Origin of the sequence: Chryseobacterium sp. AG363, from assembly GCF_003610675.1 — a bacterium.
Taxonomy (GTDB): Bacteria; Bacteroidota; Bacteroidia; order Flavobacteriales; family Weeksellaceae; genus Chryseobacterium; species Chryseobacterium cucumeris.
In genome coordinates this window covers 2258580-2283534 of the sequence record NZ_RAQF01000002.1, presented here as the reverse complement: position 1 = coordinate 2283534, position 24955 = coordinate 2258580, and the positions used below count along the sequence as shown (strand labels likewise).

Sequence of the window (24955 nt, the reverse complement as noted above, 5' to 3'; positions counted from 1 at the left end):
TTTATTTGTAATGTTGGTAAAATTTAAAAACTAAAATCCTTATCCCACCGTAGGAGTATCCTCTTCTTTGAGTATTTTTTTCTCCTTCATCGTAAGCATCATTCTTTCATATTTGTACTTTTCCCAATCAAATGTGTTGAGAAAATCAAGGGCAGCCTGAAAACCTCTGTTGAAGAGTTCTTCCTTTTCTTCTCTTTTCATAAAGAAATTCAGCCAGCTGCTGGTCCCACAGTTAACGGTCTGTATGCTGTATAGCTTATAAAAAGTATGTTTGGTAAGGAATGTTTTATCATTAAACCCTTTCAGAGTGCTGATGATATTTCCAGCATAGCTGAACGGTGTTTTAAGAATTTCTTCACTGGTTTTCCCTTTTTCAGAAAGAATGGCAGAATCACTGGTTAGCTGTACCCCAAAAAGTGGCATTCTCGGATAAAAAACTTCATCAGCATGAAATAAGTCAATAGGAAAATTGGAAATACTGCCGCCATCAATGAAAACTCCTGCAGGGTTGATGTCTTCAGGTTGGGTATTCATCCAGTATCTCCATGCATATTTTACAGAATCATCATCTTTATTGATTTGTTTCTGGAAAGGTTCAAAGAAAAAAGGAACTGCCATAGAAGCCCTTACAAATTCAGCAGGGCTGATGTGCTTCAGTTCCTCTTCAGACCAGTAGAGATTAGCCATCGTAGGAAGTTCTACTTTAATTTTAGCATTGATATCTGTGGTAATAATTACATATTCAGACTTCAGAAGGTAGAAGGGATTGTTTTTATAATAATCATTGTTGACGGCGCTTTCGTAGAAAATTCTGTATCGGGTTTGGTCGATATGTTCCTGATTTTTGACTTTAATTTTTTCAATGCTTTGCAAAGCCATAAGATAATATTCCTGCCCGTTCCCATAGCGGTAGCTGAGATTAAGGTCTTTTTCTTTCTGAATGAATTTTTCGTTAAGATGGGCAACTGTTTTTATTCCAAATTGATCCAGCGCATTTTGCATGGTATTTTGAAAAATATTTCCGGGATTCAGTCCGCTGTTTTCTTTCCTGAAATTATTATACAGTTTTTGGATGCAGAAAAAGAGGATGACAGCCGGAATCAAGGGAATCAGAAACATCAGTTTGGCATTCTGGATCGTAGTTGAAGGTGCCAGAAAAGGAATGCTGATCAGAATTATAAAAAGGATAACGGCAATAACAGCATTGATCTTAAAGAAATCCTTATTGTTTAGCATAGCATGGAGCGTCGTTTTTACATACGTTTTCCCATCCATAAAATCCGCAAAATTCCAGCTGAAAAGTATATCCTTGATCAGCTCACTTTTAGCTTCTTCTTTGGTTTTGCAGGCTGCAATAAGCATGGTGTTAATAGCTCCGGCACTCGTTCCTGCTACTTTCAGAAAACGGATCCCGAATATTTCCAGACCATAAAGATAGCCAACCAGTGCACTTCCCCAGACACCGCCACCTTCCTGTACAAATTCTATATACTGATTACCGGACTGATCCAGAAGATCAGAGAATTCTTTGGCAGCTATATTTCCGTGTAAAGCAAGCAATTTATCTTTGGATGTCTGTGAAAGAGAAGGATCTTCCAGAATTTTGTTGAGGTTTTCGGTAGTCATGGTATTTTGTTTTGAGGATGTGCCGGTAAAAGACAAAGATGATCAATTGGGTGATCAAAATCTTTGTGCCTATGTATTGATATAAAAACGAATCACCACTGTTTTCGCCTTACATAAATAAATGTACTGATCACAACAGTAGCCATCGCTCCCAATGTTATAAAATAGCCATACTTATGATGAAGCTCAGGCATATTATCGAAATTCATCCCATAAACCCCGGCAATGAAAGTGATGGGTAAAAAGTAAACAGAATAAATGGCCAACACCTTCATCACCTGGTTGGCTTTTTGGTCCGAAAGTGCCAGGAACATGGAAATAAGGTTGGTAATTTGAATGTTTAAATGATCAAAATCGGCAACTACATCCTTATGCTTATCTTTCAAATCGACAATTTCTGAGTCCTGTAAATTCAGCAGTTTAAATTTATCAATAGCATCCGTGGAGATTACCAGTACGCGGGAGTTTAATCCAGATTTTCTTTTCAGCTTGTAAAGGCGGCGGATCTGGCTGGTATGATTGGTATTTTTAAGGAAAATCTCATTCTCAATATTGTCCATCGTTTCGAACAGGCTTAAAGATTCATCATCAAAACTTTTCATGATCAATATAGCAATCATCAGCATGATTTGCTGAGGTTTAAGATCTTCCTGAATCAAAGACACTTTTTTCTTGGTCTCGGAAATACTTCTGGTTTTCATCCTGTGGATAGTAATAATGGTATTTTCCACAAGAAAGATTCCGATTTTGGTGCTGATATCACTGATGGTATTCAAATTCTTTCTTTCCAGTTCGGTACTTTCTCGGAGTAAAAAGAATTTTACATTCCCGTCTTCTTCATATTTCGGAAGGTGATTAGGATCCATCGTATCTTCCAGAAGAAGGTTGTTGATTTCATATCTTTCATGAAGAAATTTCAGGTCTTCTAAAGTAGGAGCCTCTACATCTACCCATTCGCACTGGGAGGTTCTGTATATCGTATCAATTGGCATAAAGTAAAAATACTAATATTTTGAAAAACTATGTGTTAAATAAGTTTTATCTTTGCCAAAATTAAAAAACTATATGATTAAAAGTACAATAAAAGGTGTGGGATTTTATGTTCCAGATAACGTTGTTACAAATGATGATTTAGCAAAACTAATGACTACCAATGACGAGTGGATTACGGAAAGAACAGGTATCAAGGAAAGAAGACACAGAAAAAACAGATATGACTCTCAGGAAACCAGCGCTTATCTAGGTTTTAAAGCTGCAGAAAAAGCCATCCGTAATGCTGGTCTTACCTCAAAAGATATTGATTACATTGTTTTTGCAACACTTTCACCGGATTATTATTTTCCGGGATGTGGTGTCCTGCTTCAGGATATGCTGGGATGTGATACGATCGGAGCATTGGATGTAAGAAATCAGTGTTCAGGATTTGTGTATTCTATGAGTGTGGCCAATGCATTCATCAAATCAGGTACCTATAAAAATATTCTTGTGGTAGGAGCAGAGGTTCACTCCTTCGGACTGGATTTTTCTGACGAAGGTAGAGGAGTGTCGGTTATTTTTGGTGATGGGGCAGGAGCAATCGTTCTTTCTGCATCAGAAGATGAAAATGCAGGAGATATTTTAGCGATGAATATGCATTCTGAAGGAAAATATGCTGACGATCTTTGTACCCAGTTCCCGGGTTCAAAATTCGGATGGAGTGACAGAATGAGAAAAGATCCTGAAAATGTAACGAACAAAGAAGTATATCCGATCATGAATGGAAACTTCGTATTCAAGCATGCGGTAACAAGATTCCCCGAAACCATGATGGAAGCTTTGAACAAAGCCGGAAAGACGGTTGAAGATCTTGATATGTTTATTCCGCACCAGGCGAACCTGAGAATTGCCCAGTTTGTACAGGAAAAATTCGGCTTACCGAATGAGAAAGTCTTCAACAATATCCAGAAATATGGAAATACAACAGCAGCTTCTATTCCCATTGCTTTAAGTGAAGCAATTGAACAGGGAAAAATAAAAAGAGGTGATCTTGTACTTCTTTCAGCATTTGGAAGTGGATTTACATGGGGAAGTGTTTTGTTTGAATTTTAACTTTTTGAATATATTGTAAATTAAATGAGTTGATTTCATAGATTTTTTTCGATTAACCGTTGTGTTTTTATTAATTGTTACAGATGTTGTATTTTTTAATATAACTTTGTCCCGGTAATTTTATAAAAACACAACGAATGAAAAAACACTTATTTTTTGGGACTTTATTATTCCCTTTGTCCCTATGTGCTCAAGTAGGTATTAAAACTGCAACCCCTCAAAAAAGCTTACATGTCAATGGTTCATTACAGGTAGTAAATGAAATAAATGTAGGAGGAAATGCCACTACAGCTGGTTCTCCGGGTACAACAGGGCAAATTTTGACTTCTCAGGGGAGTGGTGTTGCTCCGGTATGGCAAACACTGAATACAATAAGCGGAACCATTAATAACGCTTATTATGTACAGGGAACTACTGAAGCAACAGCAGCTCAGGGTACAACAATTGACGTACCTGGAGCAACAATTACCTTAACAGTACCAACAGGTCGTACCCAAACTTTTCTGTTTACCATTCTTGGATATGCTACTAATTTCCCTAGTGGTGGTGTTTCCAGTCAAGGAGTTTTTATTCTGGCCCAGAATAATGTTAAAATATCGTCAGCGTATACCACCAAAATAGGAAATGGAGGAGGATTGGTAGACCTTCCCGTTCCGGTAACTTTTCTAAAATCGGTGACGCTTCCTGCGGGTACATATACTTTTAAAGTACAGTATGCTGCGTGGTCAGGTACTGCAAAAGTAAATGTAAATCCTACTACTTACGGTGGATATAATGGGGATACAGAGTCTATGCTTACCAAGATGCAGGTTTTAGTCTATAATAATTAAATATTAATAAGTAAACAAAAACCATTAGCTTTAGTTTATGGTTTTTGCTTTATAAAGGCTTTTGACCTCTTTTTATGTTAACCTTAATAATTGATTTAGGTATTTGAACATGAAAAAATCATGAAGCTTTTGTTAATTTTGAAAATATTATTTGTATTATAGAATTTATAATACAATTTATTGTTTTTGATTGAAAATATTCATTATTGTGTAATTTTTTCGATTGTTTTTTGTTGTAATTTTATTTTGTTAAAAATTCTAAAAACAAAAAAATGAAAAACTATTTATTACTTGGAGCTTTTTTAGTTCCCTTATCCTTCTGTGCACAGGTGGGGATACAGACCTCTACTCCTCAGAAAACCTTGCACGTTAACGGTTCATTACAGGTAGTAAATGAATTAAATGTAGGAGGAAATGCCACAACTGCAGGTTCAGCAGGAACCACCGGTCAGATTTTAACTTCTAATGGTGCAGCGACAGCTCCTTCATGGCAAACCCTGAATACGATAAGCGGAACCATTAACAGTGCTTATTATGTGCAGGGAACTACAGAAGCAACCGCAGCTCAGGGAACAACAATTGACGTACCTGGAGCAACAATTACCTTAACAGTGCCAACAGGACGTACCCAAACTTTTTTGTTTACCATTCTTGGATATGCCACTAATTTCCCTAGTGGTGGCGTTTCCAGTCAGGGGGTTTTTATTCTGGCTCAGAATAATGTTAAAATATCGTCAGCGTATACCACCAAAATAGGAAATGGAGGAGGATTAGTAGACCTTCCCGTTCCGGTAACCTTTCTAAAATCGGTGACGCTTCCTGCGGGTACATATACTTTTAAAGTTCAGTATGCCGCCTGGTCAGGTACTGCAAAAGTAAATGTAAATCCTACTACTTACGGTGGATATAATGGGGATACAGAGTCTATGCTTACCAAGATGCAGGTTTTAGTCTATAATAATTAAGATCAAAATAAAAACCATAAGCTTTAGTTTAAGGTTTTTGCTATATAAAGCTTTTAACTTTTTTATGTTAAATGTAATAATTGGTTTGGGTATTTGAATGTGAAAAAAGATCATGAAACTTTTTATTAGTTTTAAATTATAGATATTGTAATGAAATTTATTTTTTATAATTTAAAATATTTATCATAATGTAATTGTTTTTAATTATTTTTTATTGTAATTTTATTTTGTTAGGAATTCTAAAAACAAATAAATGAAAAACTATTTATTACTTGGAACTTTTTTAGTTCCCTTATCCTTCTGTGCGCAGGTGGGGATACAGACCTCTACTCCTCAGAAAACTTTGCACGTTAACGGTTCATTACAGGTAGTGAATGAATTAAATGTAGGAGGAAATGCCACAACTGCAGGTTCAGCAGGAACCACCGGTCAGATTTTAACTTCTAATGGTGCAGCGGCAGCTCCTTCATGGCAAACCCTGAATACGATAAGCGGAACCATTAACAGTGCTTATTATGTGCAGGGAACTACCGAAGCAACCGCAGCTCAGGGAACAACAATTGACGTACCTGGAGTAACAATTACCTTAACAGTGCCAACAGGACGTACCCAAACTTTTCTGTTTACCATTCTTGGATATGCCACTAATTTCCCTAGTGGTGGCGTTTCCAGTCAGGGGGTTTTTATCTTAGCACAGAATAATGTTAAAATATCATCAGCCTATACCACTAAAATAGGAGCTGGAGGAGGTTTGAATGATCTTCCTACACCGGTAACTTTTCTAAAATCGGTGACGCTTCCTGCGGGTACATATACTTTTAAAGTTCAGTATGCCGCCTGGTCAGGTCTTGCAAAAGTAAATGTAAATCCTACTACTTACTCTGGATATAATGGTGACGTAGAATCAATGCTTACCAAGATGCAGGTTTTAGTCTATAATAATTAAGTATTAATAAAATAAACAAAAACCGCAGGACCTCAGTTCTGCGGTTTTTTGTATTATAAACAGAGCCTTATTTAAAGGCTTTTTAATAATTTTTCTGTGTCGGAAGAATCTTGTCCTGTGCTTTTTGCCAGTTCAATAGACTTTTCGGCCCACATTTTTGCATTTTTCTTATCACCAACCTTATTGTAAAGATTAGCTAAGGTATCTGTATTGGCAAAGTTCTGGTCTTTCTTTACAGATTCCTGCGCCCATGCAATGGCCTTTTCCAGAGAAGCTTTATTGCTCACATTTTCAAAAAAGTTCCAGGCAAGAGAATTCAGTTCTTCAGAGCCAACTGCAGAATAATCTTTGTAAAGGTCAAGAATTAGTTTTTCGTATTCAGGAATATCTTTATTCTTCAAAGCTCTGTTGGCTTTCATTCTTTTTAAGATCTTGTCAGCTTCCTCTTTGCTTAGAAATTTTTGGGTTTCAGCCATGAAATAGTTATCATCCCATTTCTTTGTATCCGGATTATAGGCTTTTTTAGAAACAGTATTCAGTTTAATATTTTTATCAAACTTTTCATATTTATCTTCCGGGAAGAATTTAACGATATCAGCTTTCTTATCCTGGAAAATTTTATACAAAGGACTATCTGTAGTTTGTACTCCTGAAAGAAGCATTTGGATATCTTCCTGGTCTAAACTTGTTTTCTGCTGAAAGTAACGGTTAAGAACTTTCCCGGCAAACTCAGCATCGTTATACATGGTAAGGCCCGCAAGATTCTTTAAAAACTCAGGATCTTTTTCTCCTTTTTCAAACTGTTGCTTCAGAGAAGTCAGTCTTTTGTTGGGATCTTCCGCGTCTTTTGCAAACTGGATAAAGTCTTTTTCTTCCACATATCCTAAAGTTCTGTGTACAGCTTCACCATTTCCATCAATAAACAGGTAAGTAGGGAATGCTTTTACATTATATTTTTTGGCCAGCTCAATTCCTTCTCCTTTTTCCATATCAATTTTAGCATTGATAAAGTGAGAATTGTAATAATCTCCTACAGACTGAAGTGGAAAAATATTTTTAACCATCAGTTTACAAGGTCCACACCATGAGGCATATGCGTCAATAAAGACCAGTTTTTTTTCTTTTTTTGCTTTGGCCAGAATAGAGGCAAAATTGCCTTCTTCAAATTTAATTCCCTGTGCCCACGCAAGGACCCCTATAAAGATTGAGGAAAGTATTGCTATTTTTTTCATAAAAACTTTTTATTCCATGCAAATGTAATAAATATGATGACACATGAGCCGTTCATATTGAAAATAATTATACAGGAACTTTGGTTTTAAAACAGGCATCAGATTATATTAAAGATAATCATCTATTATTTTAGTCTTATTATTAAAATTAATGTAAATTGCTATTCTGGGTTAAATGATTAAATTTCAATATAATATTTTAATAAAAAATAAAATATCACTAGTTTTGTAAAAAACAAAAAGACACTCCGTGAAATCAATGATGAATTATTATAAAATCAAAATAATAATTTATTTTTCTATGCCTAAAAGTCTTTTGCAATTTTTATTTCTGCTGGCAACAGCAGTTCCCATATTCGCTCAGAAAAAAAATAACTTTGATCTTATCTGTGAGAAGACCTCTTCTGTTACAGCGTATAAAGATTTACCCAAAGCAATCAAAACTGCAGATTCGCTCTATATGAAGGCGCAAAAACCTTCAGAGAAAATAAAATGCCTTGTGCTTTCTTCAGAATTATACCATCATGCAGGTGAACTTAAAAAAGCAATCTGTTACAGTGAAAATGCCCACTCGGTAATCAATCAGATCAATGACCCGGAATGGATGGCTGTGGTGACCAGATTACTTGCGCGGCAATATAGACAGGTAGGGTTATACGAAAGATCAAAAAAATATATTATAAAAGGACTTCAGGCTTCAGGTCAGATTGTTGATTTTCAGAAAAGGAGTGAAGCTGCAGGATTGCTGAATCAGGAAATGGCCTTCTATGAAATGGAAATGGGAAATTTTCCCAATGCAATACGTAATATTGAGTCTTCTCTGAAATATTTTGGAAAAATAAACAGCCAGAACGGAAACAGAACAGCCGCAGCTTCTTATCAGCTGCTGGGAGATGTCTATTTCAAGCTTAATGATTATACTGTTTCCGAAGACTATTATCGAAAAGCAGAAAGCCTGCTGAACAATGGAAGTTGTACACTGGGGTTGGTGTATAATGGATTAGGAGGCATTCGCCTGAAGCAGAAAAACTGGAAAGATGCTGAGCTATATCTTAAAAAAGCAGAAAAAATTGCAGATACATCCAGGAGCCTTAAGCTTAAAAAAGCTGTTTATTCCAATATTAATGATTATTACGAAGGAATTGGAGACAATTTTAAAGCTTCATTATATGCGGTGAAATATATACGTGCTTATGATAGTATTGCAGCCCGTAACCAGAGTTTTGCCATAAAAGATTTTGAAAATCCAAAAGGAAAGGCTAATAAAAAAAATGCGCAGATGAATGGAGTAAAGAATGCCGCTATTGTCATTCTGTCCATTTCATTGGTTGGTCTGTTTATTTTTATTAGAAGGAAACAGAAGAAACAGCGGTCAAGGCTTAGAAATATCATCAGAACTCAGTTTAACATGATCGGTAACAGGACACACTATCCTTTAAAACAATCTGGTGATTTTGAGTTTTCCAATATTTTTGTGGAAGAAATAGATGAGAAAGATTCAGAGACAGACAGAAGAAGAAATGATTCTCTGATGACCCCTGAAACAGAATCAAAACTGCTGGAACTGCTTGAGGATTTTGAAAAAGGTGATCTTTATAACAATAAAGGCATGTCCCTTTCTTTTCTTGCAGGTGAACTGAATACCAATACAAAATATCTTTCGTATGTAATCAATCAACACAAAAATGCGGATTTCAAAACCTATGTCAACCGTTTAAGAATCAATTATATTGTAGACAAACTGATCAATGATGAGAAGTACAGACAGTATAAAATAAGTATCCTTGCTGATGAATGCGGATTTTCTTCCCACAGTAAATTTGCTGCAGTCTTTAAGGCGGTCACAGACCATTCTCCATCAGCTTACATTAAATATCTGGATAATGAACCCGGATCATATAAAAGTAGTCATTTTCCCGAAAATGATTAAAAACGGGCATTTTATTCAATTCTATATTGCTATTTTCACGAAAATGAACAACCTATTATTTTAAAGGAAAGCCTTGCTATCATATCTTTGCGCCAGTTTCGCAGTGCACAAGACAATTCTGTTACAGCTTATCGCTTTTATTTCATTTCTGAACTAAGATCATTATAAGAGAAACTGCATTCCCATTTTTAAATTTTTAAAGGAAATATTCTGATCAGAATATCTGCTATATGCTATAATCGGGGTTGATTGCCCGGTTTTTTTTCAGTCAAGTTTTTTTAAGTGCAAATCCACAGAACTTCTGTGGATTTGTGATTTTATTTAACTTTTATACTGTCGGTTTTTACTTTTGCAGTATCGGAGGTTGCGGGTGAAGGTATGGAGTTCGCTACGGCAGAATCACCCATTCTGTTTCTTAAAGAATCTTTATCGTGAGCATCTTTATATTCCTCTCTTTTTTCTTTGTTTTGAGCACAGCTTCCAAGGAAAAGAAGTCCAAGAACTGTTCCTATCCATAATTTTCTCATAATAGTTAATTTTTATTGTTGATGTTAATCAAATATAAGGATTTAATTAAAAGATAAAAGATAAAAGATAAAAGATAAAAGATAAAAGATAAAAGATAAAAGATAAAAGATAAAAGATGTTTTAATAAGATTCAAATAGGGCTGGGCTTAACCTAGCTAACCGTAAATAATCTATCCATTTGTTTTAGGAAAACTTAAAAAAATAAGCATCTTTCAAAACAAAACTTAATTATCACTTCATATTTTAATTTCTGATCTTTCAACAAAAAAAATCTGCAGAGCTTTCATCTGCAGATTTCCATTTTTAGATTGAATGTTATCATTACTACTTGACAGGAGACGTTGCCATAGAATCCCTTTTTATCTTGGTAGTATCAGGATTCGTCATTTTTGTAGTCATTGTATCAGTAGTGGAAGGTGTCATACTTTTCTGCGTATTACCTACTGCCGCTGAATCCCGGCTACTCGTTGACATTGTCGATTCTTTGGTTCCACAGCTCACTGCAAATATTCCTATTCCAACGGCTGTTAGCAATAACTTTTTCATATTCTTCTATTTTGTGGTGTTGTACTAATGAAAAATCAACAATTATTCCTAACAGGGTCTGCAGAATCGTAAAATATAGGTAAAGTTTGTTAAAAGATGTTAGGTAACAGGTAACAGAGATTAGATATTAGGAGTTTAAAGTTTAAAGTGATAATCCGGAATACTTTATTGCCACCATACTCTCCACTCTCAAACTCCCAAACGCTACAAAAAAGCCCCGAAACCGAAATTCCGAGGCTGTATTCAAAGAACTGACAACAATTACTCATTGCCTATTACTCATTATTTATTAATTACCCAAGGTATGGATATTTGTAGTTTTTTGGAGAAACAAAAGTCTCTTTTACGCTTCTTACAGACGTCCATCTTAGAAGATTCATTTTTGAACCTGCTTTATCATTAGTTCCTGAAGCTCTACCACCACCGAAAGGCTGCTGTCCTACTACGGCACCCGTTGGTTTATCATTGATGTAGAAGTTACCGGATGCGTTCTCTAAAGCCTTGTAAGCTTCGTTAATTGCGTAACGGTCTTGTGAGAATACAGAACCTGTCAATGAATATGGAGAAGAAGAATCTACTAACTTAAGGGTCTCTTTCCAGTCTTGATCTTCATATACAAATACAGAAAGGATTGGGCCGAAGATCTCTTCTACCATACTTTCGTATTGAGGATTTGTAGTTTCAATTACTGTTGGGTGTACAAACCATCCTTTAGAATCATCTACTTTACCACCGATAGCTACAGTAGCTTCACCTGAAGCATTAGCTCTGTCGATATATCCTTTACATTTCTCGAAAGAATTCTTGTCGATGACAGCGTTTACGAAGTTAGAAGGATCTTCCGGAGAACCTATTTTGATGGTGCTCATCTGAGCTTCCATCACTTTTTTCACATCAGCCCAAAGAGACTTAGGAATATAAGCTCTTGAAGCAGCAGAACATTTCTGTCCCTGATATTCGAAAGCACCTCTTACCAATGCAGTTGCTACAGCTTCTACGTTAGCAGAAGGGTGAGCAATCACAAAGTCTTTACCCCCTGTTTCTCCAACGATTCTTGGATATGTTCTGTAGTTGTGGATATTATCACCGATCATTTTCCACATTCCCTGGAATACTTTTGTAGACCCTGTGAAGTGAAGACCAGCGAAATCTCTGTGCGCTAATACTTTTTCAGCAGTTTCCTTTCCATCAGTAAAGATCATGTTGATAACTCCTGCAGGAAGACCCGCTTCAATTAATACATCCATGATGACTTTTGCAGAATATACCTGTTTGTCAGACGGCTTCCAAACCACTACGTTTCCTAGCATGGCCATACAAGTCGGAAGGTTTCCTGAAATCGCTGTAAAGTTGAATGGAGTTACCGCAAAGCAGAACCCTTCTAATGGTCTGTACTCAACACGGTTCCAGATTCCGTTGTCAGAAACCGGCTGCTCAGCATACATTTCTGTCATGAACTCTACATTGAATCTTAAGAAGTCGATAAACTCACAAGCAGAATCAATTTCAGCCTGGTGAACATTTTTAGACTGTCCGATCATTGTCGCTGCATTAATTACATCTCTGTAAGGACCAGCCAAAAGATCAGCTGCCTTTAAGAAAATTGCTGCACGCTGTTCCCAGCCTAGTTCATTCCATTCCTGTTTAGCTGCCAATGCCGCGTTGATAGCGTCATCCACATGCTGCATACCACCCTGATAGTAGAATCCGAAATCATGCGTATGATCCTGTGGAGACTGAAGCTGTACTTTTGTTTCAGTTTTTACTTCTTTTCCGTTGATGATCATTGGGATTTCTACCTTTTCAGCCCACATTTTTTTATACGTGTCGATAAGGCTTTTAACTTCCGGAGATCCCGGTTCATATGAGTTTACAGGCTCGTTTACCGCTAATGGTACTTGCGAAATTGCTTTTGACATATTACGTTTTATTATTTTATTAAATTAAATAAGATGTGTATACAAATTTACAATAATTATAAAGAAAGAAAAAATGACATCTGTTTTTGTCAAATAAAATATAAAATGAATTTTCTGATGATATTTAAGCTTTTTTTGATGATAGATTTTATTAAATCCTGGAATGTTTTGATGATTTTTTAGCTTTTAGAAAAAAATGCGTCATTTTATTGTAATTATAGGAATTAGGACAATAAAATATTTGTCATAGTTTAAAAATAGCTATTAATGGCTGTAAATAAGGGATTTATAATGGAATGTTAAAATTATATAAATTCACTTTTGTTGCGATTTTGAACATTTTAAATAATTTTTTTGATACCCGGAGGGATAAGATTGTTCTAATTTTACACCATTATTATCAGGTATGAAAAAAAGAGTCTTATTTTTCTCTTTTGTGATATTTTTCTCAACGTTGTGTGCAGGTCTTTTTGCACATAAGGGGAAAACTCAGCCATATTCTGATATCCTTTCAAAAATTCATCTTTTACAACAGAAATCTGATCAGCAGACCCAGCCTGAAATCTATAGTTTTTCAGATGCGCAGGATGTACAGGATTCCAATGACTGGGAGAAAGTAAAATTTGATTATTCAATACTTGCACAGCAGTGGTTCCACTATTTCTTTGCAGATTATACTTACAACACACGGGTTGCGGCCGTTCAAAACCGTATTTACATTACAGCGCCAAGGTACATTCTGTATCATTCCCTGCAGATAGCGGGCTGCTAATTCTTTTTAATTTTTAATGATCCGCTATGGTTTGTATTCCCATGAGTACAGACTCGTAAAAATCATTCCCGATTTACATTTTTGAACATGTCTGTTTGCCTTTACGGAGAGGTGAATAGGACATTGTTTGTCCAATTTTAAATAAAAAATATTATGCACTTAACACCGAGAGAAACGGAGAAGCTTATGCTATTTCTGGCAGGCGAACTCGCTCTGAAAAGAAAGGCAAGAGGCCTTAAATTAAACTACCCGGAATCAATAGCTCTGATCAGCCACTTTCTGCTTGAAGGAGCGAGAGATGGGAAAAAAGTAGCTGAACTGATGCAGGAAGGAGCCAACCTTCTTACCAAAGAAGATGTGATGCCAGGCGTTTCAGAAATGATCCACGATGTTCAGATTGAAGCAACCTTCCCGGATGGGACAAAACTGGTAACCGTACACAATCCAATCCGCTAATACTACTGATTATGATACCAGGAGAAATTTTTGTAAAAGAAGGAACAATTATCTGCAATGAAGGCAGAGAAACTGTGAAAATAAAAGTAACCAATACAGGTGACAGACCTATTCAGGTAGGTTCACACTTCCATTTTTTTGAAGTTAATAAAGCGATGAGCTTTGACCGGGAAAAAGCTTTCGGAAAGAGACTGAATATTGTAGCAAGTACTGCAGTACGTTTCGAACCGGGAGAAGAAAAAGAAGTGGAATTGGTAGAAATAGGAGGAACCAAAAAAGCAATGGGCTTCAATAATCTTGTCGATGGGCAGGTAGATTCTGAAGAACAGAAAAAAGTAAGCCTTGCAAAAGTTGAAGAGTTAAACTTTAAAAATCATTAAGATGAGCTTACACGTAGACAGAAAACAATACGCCAATATATTAGGTCCTACAGCCGGAGATAAAATCAGACTGGGCGATACTGAAATTATTATTGAAATCGAAAAAGATTTCACCCATTACGGAGACGAAGCCGTTTTCGGCGGAGGAAAAACCGTTCGTGACGGGATGGGACAGAATGTCACGGCCAAAAGAGACGAAGGCGTTCTGGATCTTTGCATCACAGGAGCGGTAATTATTGACCATTGGGGAATTGTAAAAGGAGATATCGGAATCAAAGACGGAAAGATCGTAGGAATCGGAAAAGCCGGAAATCCTGATACGATGGACGGTGTAACACCTAATATGATCATCGGCGCCTCAACGGAAGTTCACGGAGGGAAAGGATATATTGTAACTGCCGGAGGAATTGACACTCACATTCACTACATCTGCCCTCAACAGATTGAAACATCTCTTTACAGCGGAATCACCACAATGATTGGTGGTGGTACAGGCCCCAATGACGGAACCAATGCTACAACAGTTACTCCCGGAAGATTCAATATGCAGAAAATGCTGGAAGCAGCAGAAGAATATCCTATGAATCTTGGTTTCTTCGGAAAAGGAAACTGCTCGGCAGAAGAACCTATCGAAGAACAGGTAGAAGCAGGTGCTTTGGGAGTGAAAATTCACGAAGACTGGGGAGCAACTCCTGCAACCATTGATGCTGCATTGAAAGTAGCTGATAAATATGATGTTCAGGTGGCCATCCACACCGATACTCTGAATGAAGGAGGATTCCTTGAAGACACCATGAGAGCCATCAACGGAAGAGTAATCCATACTTTCCACACAGAAGGAGCAGGTGGAGGTCACGCACCGGACATTATTAAAGCTGCTATGTATCCGAATGTATTGCCGGCTTCAACAAATCCTACGCGCCCTTACACCGTAAATACAATTGATGAGCACCTGGATATGCTGATGGTTTGCCATCATTTGAGTAAAAACATTCCTGAGGATGTAGCGTTTGCAGATTCACGTATCCGCCCCGAAACCATTGCAGCAGAAGATATTCTTCATGATATGGGCGTTTTCAGTATCATGAGTTCAGACTCTCAGGCGATGGGAAGACCGGGAGAAGTGATTACCAGAACATGGCAGACGGCAAGCAAAATGAAAGAGCAGAGAGGTGATCTTACTGAAGATAAAGACAGTGGAAATGACAATTACCGTGCAAAAAGATATGTAGCGAAGTATACCATCAACCCGGCTATTGCTCATGGTATTTCAGAATATGTAGGATCTGTTGAAGAAGGAAAATTAGCGGATTTGGTGATCTGGAAACCAGCCTTATTTGGAGTAAAACCGGAAATGATTGTAAAAGGAGGATTTGTTATTGCTGCTAAAATGGGAGATCCTAATGCTTCTATTCCAACACCTCAGCCTATTATTTACAGAAATATGTTTGGAGCCCATGGAAGAGCTAAGTTTGGTACTTGTGCGAACTTTGTTTCTCAGATTTCTATTGACAATGGAACCATTGCTTCTTACAAACTTGAAAAAATGATTCTTCCGGTGAAAAACTGTAGAAATATTGGTAAAAAAGACCTTATCCATAATGATAAGACACCTTTAATTGAAGTGAATCCTGAAAACTATAAAGTAACGGTAGACGGAGAATACATCACTTGTGAACCGGCAGAAACACTTCCTTTAACACAGTTGTATTACTTGTTCTAAGATAAATTTTACAAATAAACCTAACAGGTTTCAAAAACCTGTTAGGTTTATTTAACAACAAAAAAAGATTTATCAGACTCTATTTTAAACAATTATAGAACTAAGTGTAAAATGAAATATTTAAATAAAACAGTTGTTTCTCTTGCGATAGCCGGAATGTCATTACTTTCCGGTAATGTAAGTGCCCAGTTTTTGGGCGGACACAGGCTTAAAAGTGATGAAGACGGACCAAAAGGGCAGTTTATGGTGTACGGTTCATTAGACTATTCTAAAATTACAACACCATCAAGCAGCAGCAGTACCGTTTCCAGTGCACCGCTTGGAGTAGGGTACTTCATCAATAATAATGACCTTATCGGAGTTAATTATGCTTACTCGCAGAATACAGTGGACCACAATGTAGTTTACAAGCAAAATGAAGCAGGAATCTGGTATAGTCCTTCAGTAATGCTTGGAAAATATTTTATGTTGATTGGTCAGGTGGATGCCCACTATGTTTGGGGACAGCAACTTTCAACAGCAGCGGATGCTATGCAGAATTTTAACGGATTCCGTCTTCGTGCCTATCCTTTGATCGGAATAGTATTAGGAGGAGGCTGGGCCCTGAAATTCAAATTTGCAGAACTTTCAATGCTTCAGACCAAAACAAAAGAAGAAGGCTGGACGAAAAGCTACGTAGCAGGAATCAGCGGTTCAACATTCGGGGTGGGAATCTCCAAAAACTTAGACTTCAGAAAAAAAAACAAAAATGATCATTAATCAAATCATAGGCAATCTTGCTGAAAATCCTACGGAGAAAGCCATAGACTATCTTGATCTGGAATGGTTTGAAACCACCAAAAGAATCCAGCGTAAAAAAACCAGACAGGGAATTGATGTTGCCATCAAATTTCTCAGAGAAGGACAACGATTACGTGAAGGAGATATTCTTTTTGAGGATGCCGAAAAAATAATTGCAATCAACGTTCTGGAAACGGAAGCTATTGTGATGTCACCAGTTTCACTGCTGGAAATGGGAACTGTATGTTATGAGATCGGAAACAAACATATTCCGCTTTTTATTCAGAATGACAAAGTTTTGCTCCCTTTTGAAATGCCGATGTTCAGATGGCTGGAAGCAAGTGGTTTCAAACCGGAGAAACAATCTGTGAAACTGCTTAATCTTCTTAAATCTAATGTAGAGCCTCATGGACATGGAAGTCTCGGCTCCACAATCTTTACAAAAATCTTAAAAATGGCGGCTCCGAAAGATGAATAATATAAATTTCCTGTCAGGATTGCTTCACCTTGCAGATCCTACACTTCCCATCGGAGGATATACCCATTCCAACGGACTTGAAACGTATGTGCAGGAAAGAATTGTACATGATCTGGCAACCGCGAAAGAATTTGTACAGAACATGCTTCAGTACAACCTTAAATTCAATGACGGTGCTTTTGTAAAACTGGCTTATGATGCAGCACAAAAGGGAGATTTGCAGCAGCTTTTAGAACTGGATAATGAATGTAATGCTATAAAATGTCCAAAGGAAATCCGCCAGGCGAGCCAGAAACTGGGTCTCAGACTGATTAAAATCTTCAAAAGAAGAGAAAATTCTCCTTTAATGGAAGCTTTTGAGAAAGCCATTCAGCATAAAGAAGCCAATTCTCATTACTGTATTGTGTTCGGAGTGTATGCTTATTTAATGAAAATTCCTTTGTTCGAAGCCCTTTTAGGATTTTATTACACTTCGGTTGCCGGGATGATTACCAACGCTGTAAAGCTTGTTCCTCTTGGACAGCTGGATGGACAGGATATTCTATTTTCACTATATCCCGTCATGGAAAAAACAGCTTTAGAAACTATAGATCTGGACAGAGACATGGTGGGACTTTGTAATACGGCCTTTGATATCAGATGTATGCAGCATGAGAGGCTTTATTCAAGACTTTATATGTCGTAGAAGGTAAAAGGTAAAAGAGCAAATTGACGAATTGCCCATTGAGTGAAACGTCCTTGCGATCGAAAAATATTCACAATCAAAAAAACTTAGCGCATATAGCGTTAAAAAATAAAATTTAAATAAAATGGAAAACAGAAAATATATAAAAGTAGGAGTAGCAGGACCTGTAGGTTCAGGAAAAACTGCATTATTGGAACGTTTAAGCAGAAAATTATTCGGGACTTATGATCTTGGAGTCATCACGAATGATATTTATACCAAAGAAGATGCTGAATTTATGGCGAAAAATAGTCTTCTTCCTCATGACAGAATTATCGGAGTAGAAACAGGAGGCTGTCCTCATACCGCCATCCGTGAAGATGCAAGTATGAACCTTGAAGCGGTAGACGAACTGGCAGCACGTTTTCCGGAAATCGAACTGGTTTTGATTGAAAGTGGAGGTGATAACCTTTCAGCGACATTCAGCCCGGACCTTGCAGATGTTACCATCTTTATCATCGACGTAGCAGAAGGAGAAAAAATCCCTAGAAAAGGAGGTCCTGGTATTACAAGATCAGATTTACTGATCATCAATAAAATTGATCTTGCCCCTTACGTAGGTGCCAGCCTTGAAGTGATGGAAAATGATGCCCGAAGAATGAGAAAAGGAAATCCTTTCGTGTTCACCAACCTCAAAACAGATGAAGGACTGGATAAAGTAATAGGTTGGATTAAAAAATATGCCCTTTTAGAAGAAATTGAAGAACCGAATTTGGTAAGATAAATGGATAGTCATTTAAAAATTATTGCAGGATTTAAGGGAGGAGAATCCTATGTGAAAGACCTTTATGTCTCGCTTCCTTTCAGAGTAGTTTCTGTTGGGCAGCGAAAAAGTGACAAAAAGCTCTATCAGATGGTGATGAGCTCCTCTCCGGGAATTCTGGATGGAGATCACTATCATTTGGATGTTGCGCTTGAAAAAGGAGCTGCGCTTCAGTTGCAGTCACAATCCTACCAAAGGCTTTTCAACATGCAGAACAAAGCGCTTCAGGAACTCAATGTTTCTATGGAGGATGAAACTTCTTTCGCTTATGTTCCTCATCCGATTGTTCCTCACGAGGATTCCAACTTTAAAAGTAAAGCCAATATTCATGTTGGTAAAAACAGTCAGATCATCATCAGCGAGATTATTACCTGTGGGAGAAAACATTATGGAGAAGTTTTTAAACTGAAACGTTTTCAGAATATCATGGAAATCTATCATAACAACAAGCTTGTAGTGAAAGATAACGTTCTGATTCAACCTGACATGATCCCGATCAGCAGCATCGGAAATCTGGAACAGTATACGCACCAGGGAACTCTGATCTTCTATAGTACAAAGGAAAATGTAGACAAAAATGGATTGATTGAAGAGATTGTTGAAGCCGCCGCACAGCACCATGAGCAAATGGAAGTAGGGGTTTCTGCAATGGATGAAAATGGTTTTGTAGTAAGAGCTTTGGGAGATGGAGGAGAGTTGATGTACAACTTCTTCCTGCATATTCAGGAGATTCTCTGGTCGTTGGAGTGAAAAGAGGTCCTTGTCAAGGTTCAACCTCATGATGATTCGTCTACAAAATTTGAAAGAAGCATATTCAATAGAAGCGGGCTTTAGACCGCTTAACAAAAAGAAATCTTCCATTGGCTTCAGTCAAAACTTAATAAAAAATCTGAAATAACAGAATTAATAAAAAATGGATAGTACAGTTTGGGCACTTCTTGTAAGCGCCGTTTCAATAAGTTTTATACACACCGCTTCAGGGCCGGATCATTACCTGCCTTTCATAGTGATCTCAAAATCTAAGAAGTGGAGTGGCATGAAAACAGCCATATTAACGGTTGTCTGCGGTTTCGGACACGTATTCAGTTCTCTGATTTTAGGTTTTATCGGAGTTTTCCTCGGATGGCAGCTGAATAAAATCTCCTGGTTTCAGGATATGAGAGGGAATTTCTCAGGATGGGCACTGCTGATCTTTGGCGGTGTTTACCTTGTGTACGGCCTCATCCAGGCGATCAGAAACAAACCGCATAAGCATTTTGATGTAATGGGTGATGATGTGTATGTATACGAACATAACCACAGCGAAATCGTAATGCCTCAAAAAAGAATAAAAGTAACACCACTTGTTCTGTTCATGATTTTCGTGATGGGACCAAGTGAACCTTTGATCCCCCTATTATTTTATTCAGGAGTAAAACATTCCATGTCTGAAATTGCCGTACTGGTAACCTCTTTCACAGCAACTACAGTATTAACCATGCTTGGGATGGTTCTTTTGGGGCGTTATGGTTACTCAACATTATTCAATACGGAAAAACTTGAAAGATATATGGGAGTAGTAAGTGGAGCAGTAGTAACCGTTTGCGGAGTTGGAATGGTCTTTCTTGGATGGTAAACGGGTTTCGGGTTTCGGGATTCGAGTGGGAGAGTTTGAGGGTAAGAGAGTTTGAGAGTTTTGATGTGGATTCCGAAACCCGCACCTCGCAACCCGTAACAAAAAACAGCCCGCAACGAAAAACAACCCACAACCCCATTATTAATAAATTAAAAAAACTATGGACGAATTTTTCAAAAAACTGCCTTTTTTAGACAATATTTTAAAAGGAATCGGGCAGATTATGCTCCAGGAAAACAGATGGACAGGACTTCTGTTTTTAATAGGAATTTTTATGGGAAGCTGGCAGTGCGGAGTGGCGGTATTGCTTTCAACAGCAGCCGGAACTTTTATCGCAATGAAGCTTAATTATGACAAATCTGAAATCAATGCGGGACTTTATGGTTTCAGTGCAGCTCTTGTAGGGGTAGCATTGGCATTTCTATTTGAGACAACCTTGCTGATCTGGATTTTAATAGTTTTGGGCGGAGCGTTAGCGGCTGTTATTCAGCATTTCTTTATCCAAAAGAAAATACCGGTGTTTACTTTTCCTTTTATCATTATTACATGGATATTGGTATTTGTACTCCATCATCTTACCAATATTCCGCCTTCTGAAATGCTAAGCAGTGAAGTGGTTCCTTCAGAATATGATGACTTTCTTACCTGTACCAATGGCTTTGGGGAAGTGATATTTCAGGGAGGAGTGCTTTCCGGGATTATTTTCTTTCTGGCTGTTTTTATTAGCTCTCCGATAGCTGCTTTATATGGATTGGCAGCGTCTATTTTGGGTGCAGGATTATCACAGTTGAATGGCGAACCCATCAAAGAAATCCACATGGGATTATTTGGTTTTAATGCAGTGCTTTCCGCAATTGTTTTTTCCGGAGTCAAAAAAACGGATGGTTTATGGGTATTGATCGCCATTCTCATTACCATTGCCATTGATGATCTTTTAATAGACAATCACTGTCTGGATATGGTGGGCGGAGTATTTACTTTCCCATTTGTAGCCGGAACATGGATTACACTTTTGATTCAAAAAATATTTCTTAAAACAAAAAAATAAAAAGTTGAAGAGTCTTAGAGTTTAAGAGTGAGAAAGTTCAATGTTTAAGGTTTTTTCATAATGATTGACAATTCACTTGCGAAGCAAAATTCACCATTGATATTCCTCTAACTTCTAACCTCTGGTTTCTAAAATCAAAATATAATTAAACTAAAAAATGAAAGTAACAAAAATAGCAGCCGTATTTCTGGCTATGGCATTCAGTGGAAAAATGATGGCGCAGGAAGCAGAAAAACAGTTGCTGATAAAAGATGCAGATGACAAATTTCCCATTGCCGATGCTTTGGTAAAATATGACCACGGAAACAGCCATACCCACACAGGAACAGACGGAACATTTGCCGTTCCTGTAAAATCCCTTCCTGATACCCTTGTGATCAGCCGTCAGGGATACGATGAGGTAAAATGGGTGGTGACCAATGATGATGATAAAAATAAAGTTATTTTTTTACAGCATAAGCCCTTTCAGATTTCTGAAGTAGCCATCAATCACAGTTCATTTCTGTCTGCTATTACAAAAGTTGATCTGAATAAATTTCCGGTCAATTCAGCGCAGGATCTGTTGAGAAAAGTTCCCGGATTATTTATTGCACAGCATGCCGGAGGAGGAAAAGCAGAACAGCTTTTTCTAAGAGGATTTGATGCGGATCATGGTACCGATGTAAGCGTCAATGTAGACGGAATGCCTGTGAACATTGTTTCTCACGCCCACGGTCAGGGATATTCTGATTTACATTTTGTGATTCCTGAAACAGTAAACAATATCGATTTTGGAAAAGGAGCCTATTACATGGACCGTGGGGACTTTAATACCGCTGGTTATGTTGATTTTCAGACTTACAATGGCTTGAAAAACAGTATGATTAAACTGGAAGGAGGTTCTTTCAACTCCAAAAGAGTATTGGGAATGTTCAATATCTTACATGATGATCTGGGAAGAAAAAATGCTTACATAGCTGCAGAATACAATTATACAGACGGACCTTTTGATGTAAAACAGAATTTTAACAGGGTTAATATCTTCGGTAAATACAATCAATGGCTGACTGACAAAGATTACTTCAATATCCAGTTCTCAACATTCAATTCTTCATGGAATGCTTCCGGACAGATTCCGGAACGTGCTGTAGACGAAGGAATCATTGGCCGATGGGGAAGTATAGATCCTACTGAAGGTGGGAAAACTTCCAGAACAAACCTCCAGATGAACTTTAAGCACATTATTTCTCCTTCCGAGCAGATTGATGCGATGGCTTTTTATTCAAAATACAATTTCAACCTGTATTCCGATTTTACCTTTAATTTAAAGGATAAAGAGCATGGAGACGAAATTCAGCAGACGGATGGAAGAAATATTTACGGTGCTGAAGTAAAGTATACAAAGACTTTTTCTTTTGCCAACAGCTCTTTAAACTGGACTTCAGGAATCGGACTAAGAAATGATGATATCAATACCTTACAGCTTAATCACGTTTATCATAGAGACCTTCTGCTGGACAGACTATCCGATGTGACAGGAACGGAAACCAATCTTCATGCCTATTCAGGATTGATATGGAAGACAGGAAAATGGACCATCAATCCGGCTTTGAGAGTGGATCATTTTATATTTAATATGCACAATCTGCTGGATGTGGAGCAATTACCTTCCGGACAGTCGAAAGAAGCAACAAGGCTGAGTCCCAAACTGAATTTTTCCTATGCTCAGAATGACAATGTCATGTGGTTCCTGAAAACAGGAATGGGTTTCCACTCCAATGACCTGAGGGTTGTAGTTCCCAATAAGAACGAAAATACCCTTCCGTACTCCATCGGAGCGGACTTCGGGGTGAGATTACACCCGTTAAAATCCTTGATCATTACTCCGGCATTATGGTATATGGATCTTCAGCAGGAATTTGTGTATGTAGGAGATGATGCAGTAGTAGAACCTTCCGGAAAATCAAGACGTTTCGGGGCTGATCTTGGTGTTCGTTTCCAGCTGTTGGAAAATTTTTACCTGAATGCAGATATCAATTATTCCCATGCCAGATTTACTGAAGAAGAAAAAGGTCAGGACTACGTTCCACTGGCTCCGGTAGTTACCAGTACCGGATCTGTCAACTGGGACTTCCTGAATGGTTTTTCTCTGGGACTTCAGTACAGATATCTGGGAGCAAGACCCGCTGTTGAGGATAACAGCATCAGAACAAAAGCCTATTTTGTGAATGATTTGATGCTTTCCTATAACCGTCAGAAATGGGGAGCGAATATTCAGATGAACAACCTTTTCAATGTAAAATGGAATGAAGCTCAGTTTGCCACAGAAACGCAGTTAAAAGGAGAAGCAGAACCCATTACAGATCTTACTTATACACCAGGAAGTCCTTTTGGAGTGAGAGTAGGAGTGTATTATAAGTTCTAAACATGAGAGTGGGAGAGTAGTAGAGTGAGAGGGTGAGAGAGTTTGAGAGTAGAAGGGTTGAAGAGAGTAAATTATGGGTTTCGGGATACGTGTTTCGGGGTCTTTACTCTTTCCACTTTAGCTTTTTCACTCTTTTACTTACCTCCTTTGCTTTAAAATATTTTGTATAACTTTAAATAATCATAACAAGGATATGGAAGTACTATCCAATTTTCAATATAAAAAGCTCTTTCTTCCGAATATTACGGATAAGATATTGGCTAATAATGCTGATATACAACTGTATCGGATAGAAAATTATCTTAAAGGTATTCTGATGCCGGTGATTCCGTATCGTACAACGTTCAATTTTATTATTTTCGTTACCAATGGCCATATCCGACAGTATCTTGAAAATAAAGAATATCATGCTGAAAAAGGAGGCGTGATCTTTATTAAGCAAGGAACAATTACCGCAACTGTTGAATTATCAGACGATATTGAAGGCTTCTTCCTTGCTTATGAAAATAATATTCTGTCTGAACAGGAACTGCCAAAACATAAAAGCAGTATCTTTTTCATGACCCCTTTCCTTAATCTGGATAGCCTGACCTACGGAACCATCACACAGCTTCTTCCGATAATGGAACAGGAATTATGGTTGAATAATCTCAATGTGAATGATGTCGTTGTGACAATGCTTCATTTGATTCTCATCAAAATGCTGAGCACAGATTCTGATACTCATCACAAATCTGCAACCCGTCCCATGGAACTGTCTCTTCAGTTCCGGGATCTTTTGTTCAAATACCATGTCGGAGAAAAGAGAGTGGCTTTCTATGCTGATAAATTGTCTGTTACAGAAAGTTATCTGAATAAATGTGTCAAAGGAGTTACTCAGAAATCCCCAAAACAGTGGATCAATGAGATTGATATCAATTACAGCAAAGCATTGCTTCACTCCAGTAAAGATATTGCAGAGATTGCCTACGAACTGAATTTCCATACGGCTTCCCATTTTACCCAGCTTTTCAAAAAAATTGCAGGAATTACGCCAAAGGAATACAGGGTTCAGTTTTTGAATAACAGCAGGATTTCAGTCTGATATAAAGAATCGAATTTGTGTAATGTCAATGGTCAATTTTTGCTGCGTAAGTGAATAGTCAATGATGCTGAAGTACAGAATAAAAAATTCACTGCGAAGCAAAGTCACCATTCACTAT

24 protein-coding genes are annotated in these 24955 nt (G+C 37.5%); 18 read left to right on the top strand and 6 right to left on the bottom strand.

Annotated elements, in window-relative coordinates:
- Nucleotides 1-39 precede the first annotated feature (39 nt).
- Together DEU39_RS10340 and DEU39_RS10335 are read right to left on the bottom strand one after the other, a co-directional pair.
- The gene (locus DEU39_RS10340) at nucleotides 40-1626 is read right to left on the bottom strand and encodes a patatin-like phospholipase family protein (protein ID WP_120231880.1); all 1587 of its coding nucleotides are present in this window, start codon (nucleotides 1624-1626) and stop codon (nucleotides 40-42) included.
- A gap of 92 nt (nucleotides 1627-1718) precedes the next feature.
- Entirely contained in the window at nucleotides 1719-2618 is a 900-nt protein-coding gene (locus tag DEU39_RS10335) for a CorA family divalent cation transporter (protein WP_062674576.1), read from the bottom strand.
- A 73-nt stretch (nucleotides 2619-2691) separates the two neighbouring features.
- On the opposite strand from DEU39_RS10335, the gene DEU39_RS10330 reads away from it, so the two are divergent.
- The 4 genes from DEU39_RS10330 to DEU39_RS10315 all read left to right on the top strand — a co-directional run bounded on the left by DEU39_RS10330 (nucleotide 2692) and on the right by DEU39_RS10315 (nucleotide 6455).
- Nucleotides 2692-3714, top strand: a complete 1023-nt coding sequence (locus tag DEU39_RS10330; protein WP_120231879.1) for a 3-oxoacyl-ACP synthase III family protein — start codon at nucleotides 2692-2694, stop codon at nucleotides 3712-3714.
- A gap of 137 nt (nucleotides 3715-3851) precedes the next feature.
- On the top strand, nucleotides 3852-4544 hold the full coding sequence (locus tag DEU39_RS10325) for a hypothetical protein (RefSeq protein WP_120231878.1): 693 nt from the start codon (nucleotides 3852-3854) through the stop codon (nucleotides 4542-4544).
- A 272-nt stretch (nucleotides 4545-4816) separates the two neighbouring features.
- Nucleotides 4817-5509 (top strand): hypothetical protein, encoded by a 693-nt coding sequence (locus DEU39_RS10320; protein ID WP_120231877.1) that lies wholly within the window; start codon nucleotides 4817-4819, stop codon nucleotides 5507-5509.
- 253 nt (nucleotides 5510-5762) lie between these two features.
- Nucleotides 5763-6455 carry a hypothetical protein gene (locus tag DEU39_RS10315; protein WP_120231876.1) on the top strand — a complete coding sequence of 231 codons (693 nt, stop codon included), beginning with the start codon at nucleotides 5763-5765 and terminating at the stop codon, nucleotides 6453-6455.
- 71 nt (nucleotides 6456-6526) lie between these two features.
- Here the strand turns inward: DEU39_RS10315 and DEU39_RS10310 are convergent, their stop codons facing one another.
- Nucleotides 6527-7687, bottom strand: coding sequence for a thioredoxin family protein (locus DEU39_RS10310; RefSeq protein ID WP_062674587.1), 1161 nt, complete (start codon nucleotides 7685-7687; stop codon nucleotides 6527-6529).
- Between the two features lie 301 nt (nucleotides 7688-7988).
- On the opposite strand from DEU39_RS10310, the gene DEU39_RS10305 reads away from it, so the two are divergent.
- Nucleotides 7989-9617, top strand: a complete 1629-nt coding sequence (locus DEU39_RS10305) for an AraC family transcriptional regulator (RefSeq protein ID WP_183037400.1) — start codon at nucleotides 7989-7991, stop codon at nucleotides 9615-9617.
- A 317-nt stretch (nucleotides 9618-9934) separates the two neighbouring features.
- On the opposite strand, the gene DEU39_RS10300 is transcribed toward DEU39_RS10305, so the two are convergent.
- From DEU39_RS10300 to pruA, 3 genes are all read right to left on the bottom strand, one after another.
- Nucleotides 9935-10144, bottom strand: coding sequence for a hypothetical protein (locus DEU39_RS10300; protein ID WP_120231874.1), 210 nt, complete (start codon nucleotides 10142-10144; stop codon nucleotides 9935-9937).
- 325 nt (nucleotides 10145-10469) lie between these two features.
- Nucleotides 10470-10691, bottom strand: coding sequence for a cytochrome C551 (locus tag DEU39_RS10295; RefSeq protein WP_120231873.1), 222 nt, complete (start codon nucleotides 10689-10691; stop codon nucleotides 10470-10472).
- A 293-nt stretch (nucleotides 10692-10984) separates the two neighbouring features.
- Complete coding sequence (gene pruA, locus DEU39_RS10290; RefSeq protein ID WP_062674595.1) at nucleotides 10985-12610, bottom strand: L-glutamate gamma-semialdehyde dehydrogenase; 1626 nt, start codon at nucleotides 12608-12610, stop codon at nucleotides 10985-10987.
- Nucleotides 12611-13016: 406 nt separating this feature from the next.
- Between pruA and DEU39_RS10285 the strand changes: the two genes are divergently transcribed.
- From DEU39_RS10285 to DEU39_RS10225, 13 genes are all read left to right on the top strand, one after another.
- Nucleotides 13017-13382, top strand: a complete 366-nt coding sequence (locus DEU39_RS10285; protein ID WP_120231872.1) for a hypothetical protein — start codon at nucleotides 13017-13019, stop codon at nucleotides 13380-13382.
- Nucleotides 13383-13535: 153 nt separating this feature from the next.
- Nucleotides 13536-13838, top strand: a complete 303-nt coding sequence (gene ureA / locus DEU39_RS10280) for an urease subunit gamma (RefSeq protein ID WP_034697260.1) — start codon at nucleotides 13536-13538, stop codon at nucleotides 13836-13838.
- Between the two features lie 11 nt (nucleotides 13839-13849).
- Complete coding sequence (gene ureB, locus DEU39_RS10275) at nucleotides 13850-14218, top strand: urease subunit beta (protein ID WP_034697259.1); 369 nt, start codon at nucleotides 13850-13852, stop codon at nucleotides 14216-14218.
- Between the two features lies 1 nt (nucleotide 14219).
- Entirely contained in the window at nucleotides 14220-15941 is a 1722-nt protein-coding gene (gene ureC, locus DEU39_RS10270) for an urease subunit alpha (RefSeq protein WP_120231871.1), read from the top strand.
- 111 nt (nucleotides 15942-16052) lie between these two features.
- Nucleotides 16053-16700, top strand: a complete 648-nt coding sequence (locus DEU39_RS10265; protein ID WP_062674600.1) for a hypothetical protein — start codon at nucleotides 16053-16055, stop codon at nucleotides 16698-16700.
- The gene (ureE, locus tag DEU39_RS10260) at nucleotides 16690-17199 is read left to right on the top strand and encodes an urease accessory protein UreE (protein WP_062674602.1); all 510 of its coding nucleotides are present in this window, start codon (nucleotides 16690-16692) and stop codon (nucleotides 17197-17199) included. The genes DEU39_RS10265 and ureE overlap by 11 nt, the downstream gene beginning before the upstream one ends.
- Nucleotides 17192-17884: an urease accessory protein UreF gene (locus tag DEU39_RS10255; RefSeq protein WP_120231870.1), complete on the top strand. Its 693-nt coding sequence runs from the start codon at nucleotides 17192-17194 to the stop codon at nucleotides 17882-17884. The genes ureE and DEU39_RS10255 overlap by 8 nt, the downstream gene beginning before the upstream one ends.
- A 124-nt stretch (nucleotides 17885-18008) precedes the next feature.
- On the top strand, nucleotides 18009-18647 hold the full coding sequence (gene ureG, locus DEU39_RS10250; RefSeq protein WP_047094673.1) for an urease accessory protein UreG: 639 nt from the start codon (nucleotides 18009-18011) through the stop codon (nucleotides 18645-18647).
- Nucleotides 18648-19436, top strand: a complete 789-nt coding sequence (locus DEU39_RS10245; RefSeq protein WP_120231869.1) for an urease accessory protein UreD — start codon at nucleotides 18648-18650, stop codon at nucleotides 19434-19436.
- 163 nt (nucleotides 19437-19599) lie between these two features.
- Nucleotides 19600-20301 (top strand): hypothetical protein, encoded by a 702-nt coding sequence (locus DEU39_RS10240; RefSeq protein ID WP_120231868.1) that lies wholly within the window; start codon nucleotides 19600-19602, stop codon nucleotides 20299-20301.
- 160 nt (nucleotides 20302-20461) lie between these two features.
- The gene (locus DEU39_RS10235) at nucleotides 20462-21349 is read left to right on the top strand and encodes an urea transporter (protein ID WP_120231867.1); all 888 of its coding nucleotides are present in this window, start codon (nucleotides 20462-20464) and stop codon (nucleotides 21347-21349) included.
- Between the two features lie 157 nt (nucleotides 21350-21506).
- Nucleotides 21507-23753 carry a TonB-dependent receptor gene (locus tag DEU39_RS10230; protein WP_120231866.1) on the top strand — a complete coding sequence of 749 codons (2247 nt, stop codon included), beginning with the start codon at nucleotides 21507-21509 and terminating at the stop codon, nucleotides 23751-23753.
- A gap of 193 nt (nucleotides 23754-23946) precedes the next feature.
- Nucleotides 23947-24837, top strand: coding sequence for an AraC family transcriptional regulator (locus DEU39_RS10225; protein ID WP_062674616.1), 891 nt, complete (start codon nucleotides 23947-23949; stop codon nucleotides 24835-24837).
- Nucleotides 24838-24955: the final 118 nt, after the last annotated feature.

Bases quoted from the DNA above. Each gene is read 5' to 3' on its own strand.
- DEU39_RS10340 (WP_120231880.1), bottom strand. From the start codon at position 1,626: ATGACTACCGAAAACCTCAACAAAATTCTGGAAGATCCTTCTCTTTCA.
- DEU39_RS10335 (WP_062674576.1), bottom strand. From the start codon at position 2,618: ATGCCAATTGATACGATATACAGAACCTCCCAGTGCGAATGGGTAGAT.
- DEU39_RS10330 (WP_120231879.1), top strand. From the start codon at position 2,692: ATGATTAAAAGTACAATAAAAGGTGTGGGATTTTATGTTCCAGATAAC.
- DEU39_RS10325 (WP_120231878.1), top strand. From the start codon at position 3,852: ATGAAAAAACACTTATTTTTTGGGACTTTATTATTCCCTTTGTCCCTA.
- DEU39_RS10320 (WP_120231877.1), top strand. From the start codon at position 4,817: ATGAAAAACTATTTATTACTTGGAGCTTTTTTAGTTCCCTTATCCTTC.
- DEU39_RS10315 (WP_120231876.1), top strand. From the start codon at position 5,763: ATGAAAAACTATTTATTACTTGGAACTTTTTTAGTTCCCTTATCCTTC.
- DEU39_RS10310 (WP_062674587.1), bottom strand. From the start codon at position 7,687: ATGAAAAAAATAGCAATACTTTCCTCAATCTTTATAGGGGTCCTTGCG.
- DEU39_RS10305 (WP_183037400.1), top strand. From the start codon at position 7,989: ATGCCTAAAAGTCTTTTGCAATTTTTATTTCTGCTGGCAACAGCAGTT.
- DEU39_RS10300 (WP_120231874.1), bottom strand. From the start codon at position 10,144: ATGAGAAAATTATGGATAGGAACAGTTCTTGGACTTCTTTTCCTTGGA.
- DEU39_RS10295 (WP_120231873.1), bottom strand. From the start codon at position 10,691: ATGAAAAAGTTATTGCTAACAGCCGTTGGAATAGGAATATTTGCAGTG.
- pruA (WP_062674595.1), bottom strand. From the start codon at position 12,610: ATGTCAAAAGCAATTTCGCAAGTACCATTAGCGGTAAACGAGCCTGTA.
- DEU39_RS10285 (WP_120231872.1), top strand. From the start codon at position 13,017: ATGAAAAAAAGAGTCTTATTTTTCTCTTTTGTGATATTTTTCTCAACG.
- ureA (WP_034697260.1), top strand. From the start codon at position 13,536: ATGCACTTAACACCGAGAGAAACGGAGAAGCTTATGCTATTTCTGGCA.
- ureB (WP_034697259.1), top strand. From the start codon at position 13,850: ATGATACCAGGAGAAATTTTTGTAAAAGAAGGAACAATTATCTGCAAT.
- ureC (WP_120231871.1), top strand. From the start codon at position 14,220: ATGAGCTTACACGTAGACAGAAAACAATACGCCAATATATTAGGTCCT.
- DEU39_RS10265 (WP_062674600.1), top strand. From the start codon at position 16,053: ATGAAATATTTAAATAAAACAGTTGTTTCTCTTGCGATAGCCGGAATG.
- ureE (WP_062674602.1), top strand. From the start codon at position 16,690: ATGATCATTAATCAAATCATAGGCAATCTTGCTGAAAATCCTACGGAG.
- DEU39_RS10255 (WP_120231870.1), top strand. From the start codon at position 17,192: ATGAATAATATAAATTTCCTGTCAGGATTGCTTCACCTTGCAGATCCT.
- ureG (WP_047094673.1), top strand. From the start codon at position 18,009: ATGGAAAACAGAAAATATATAAAAGTAGGAGTAGCAGGACCTGTAGGT.
- DEU39_RS10245 (WP_120231869.1), top strand. From the start codon at position 18,648: ATGGATAGTCATTTAAAAATTATTGCAGGATTTAAGGGAGGAGAATCC.
- DEU39_RS10240 (WP_120231868.1), top strand. From the start codon at position 19,600: ATGGATAGTACAGTTTGGGCACTTCTTGTAAGCGCCGTTTCAATAAGT.
- DEU39_RS10235 (WP_120231867.1), top strand. From the start codon at position 20,462: ATGGACGAATTTTTCAAAAAACTGCCTTTTTTAGACAATATTTTAAAA.
- DEU39_RS10230 (WP_120231866.1), top strand. From the start codon at position 21,507: ATGAAAGTAACAAAAATAGCAGCCGTATTTCTGGCTATGGCATTCAGT.
- DEU39_RS10225 (WP_062674616.1), top strand. From the start codon at position 23,947: ATGGAAGTACTATCCAATTTTCAATATAAAAAGCTCTTTCTTCCGAAT.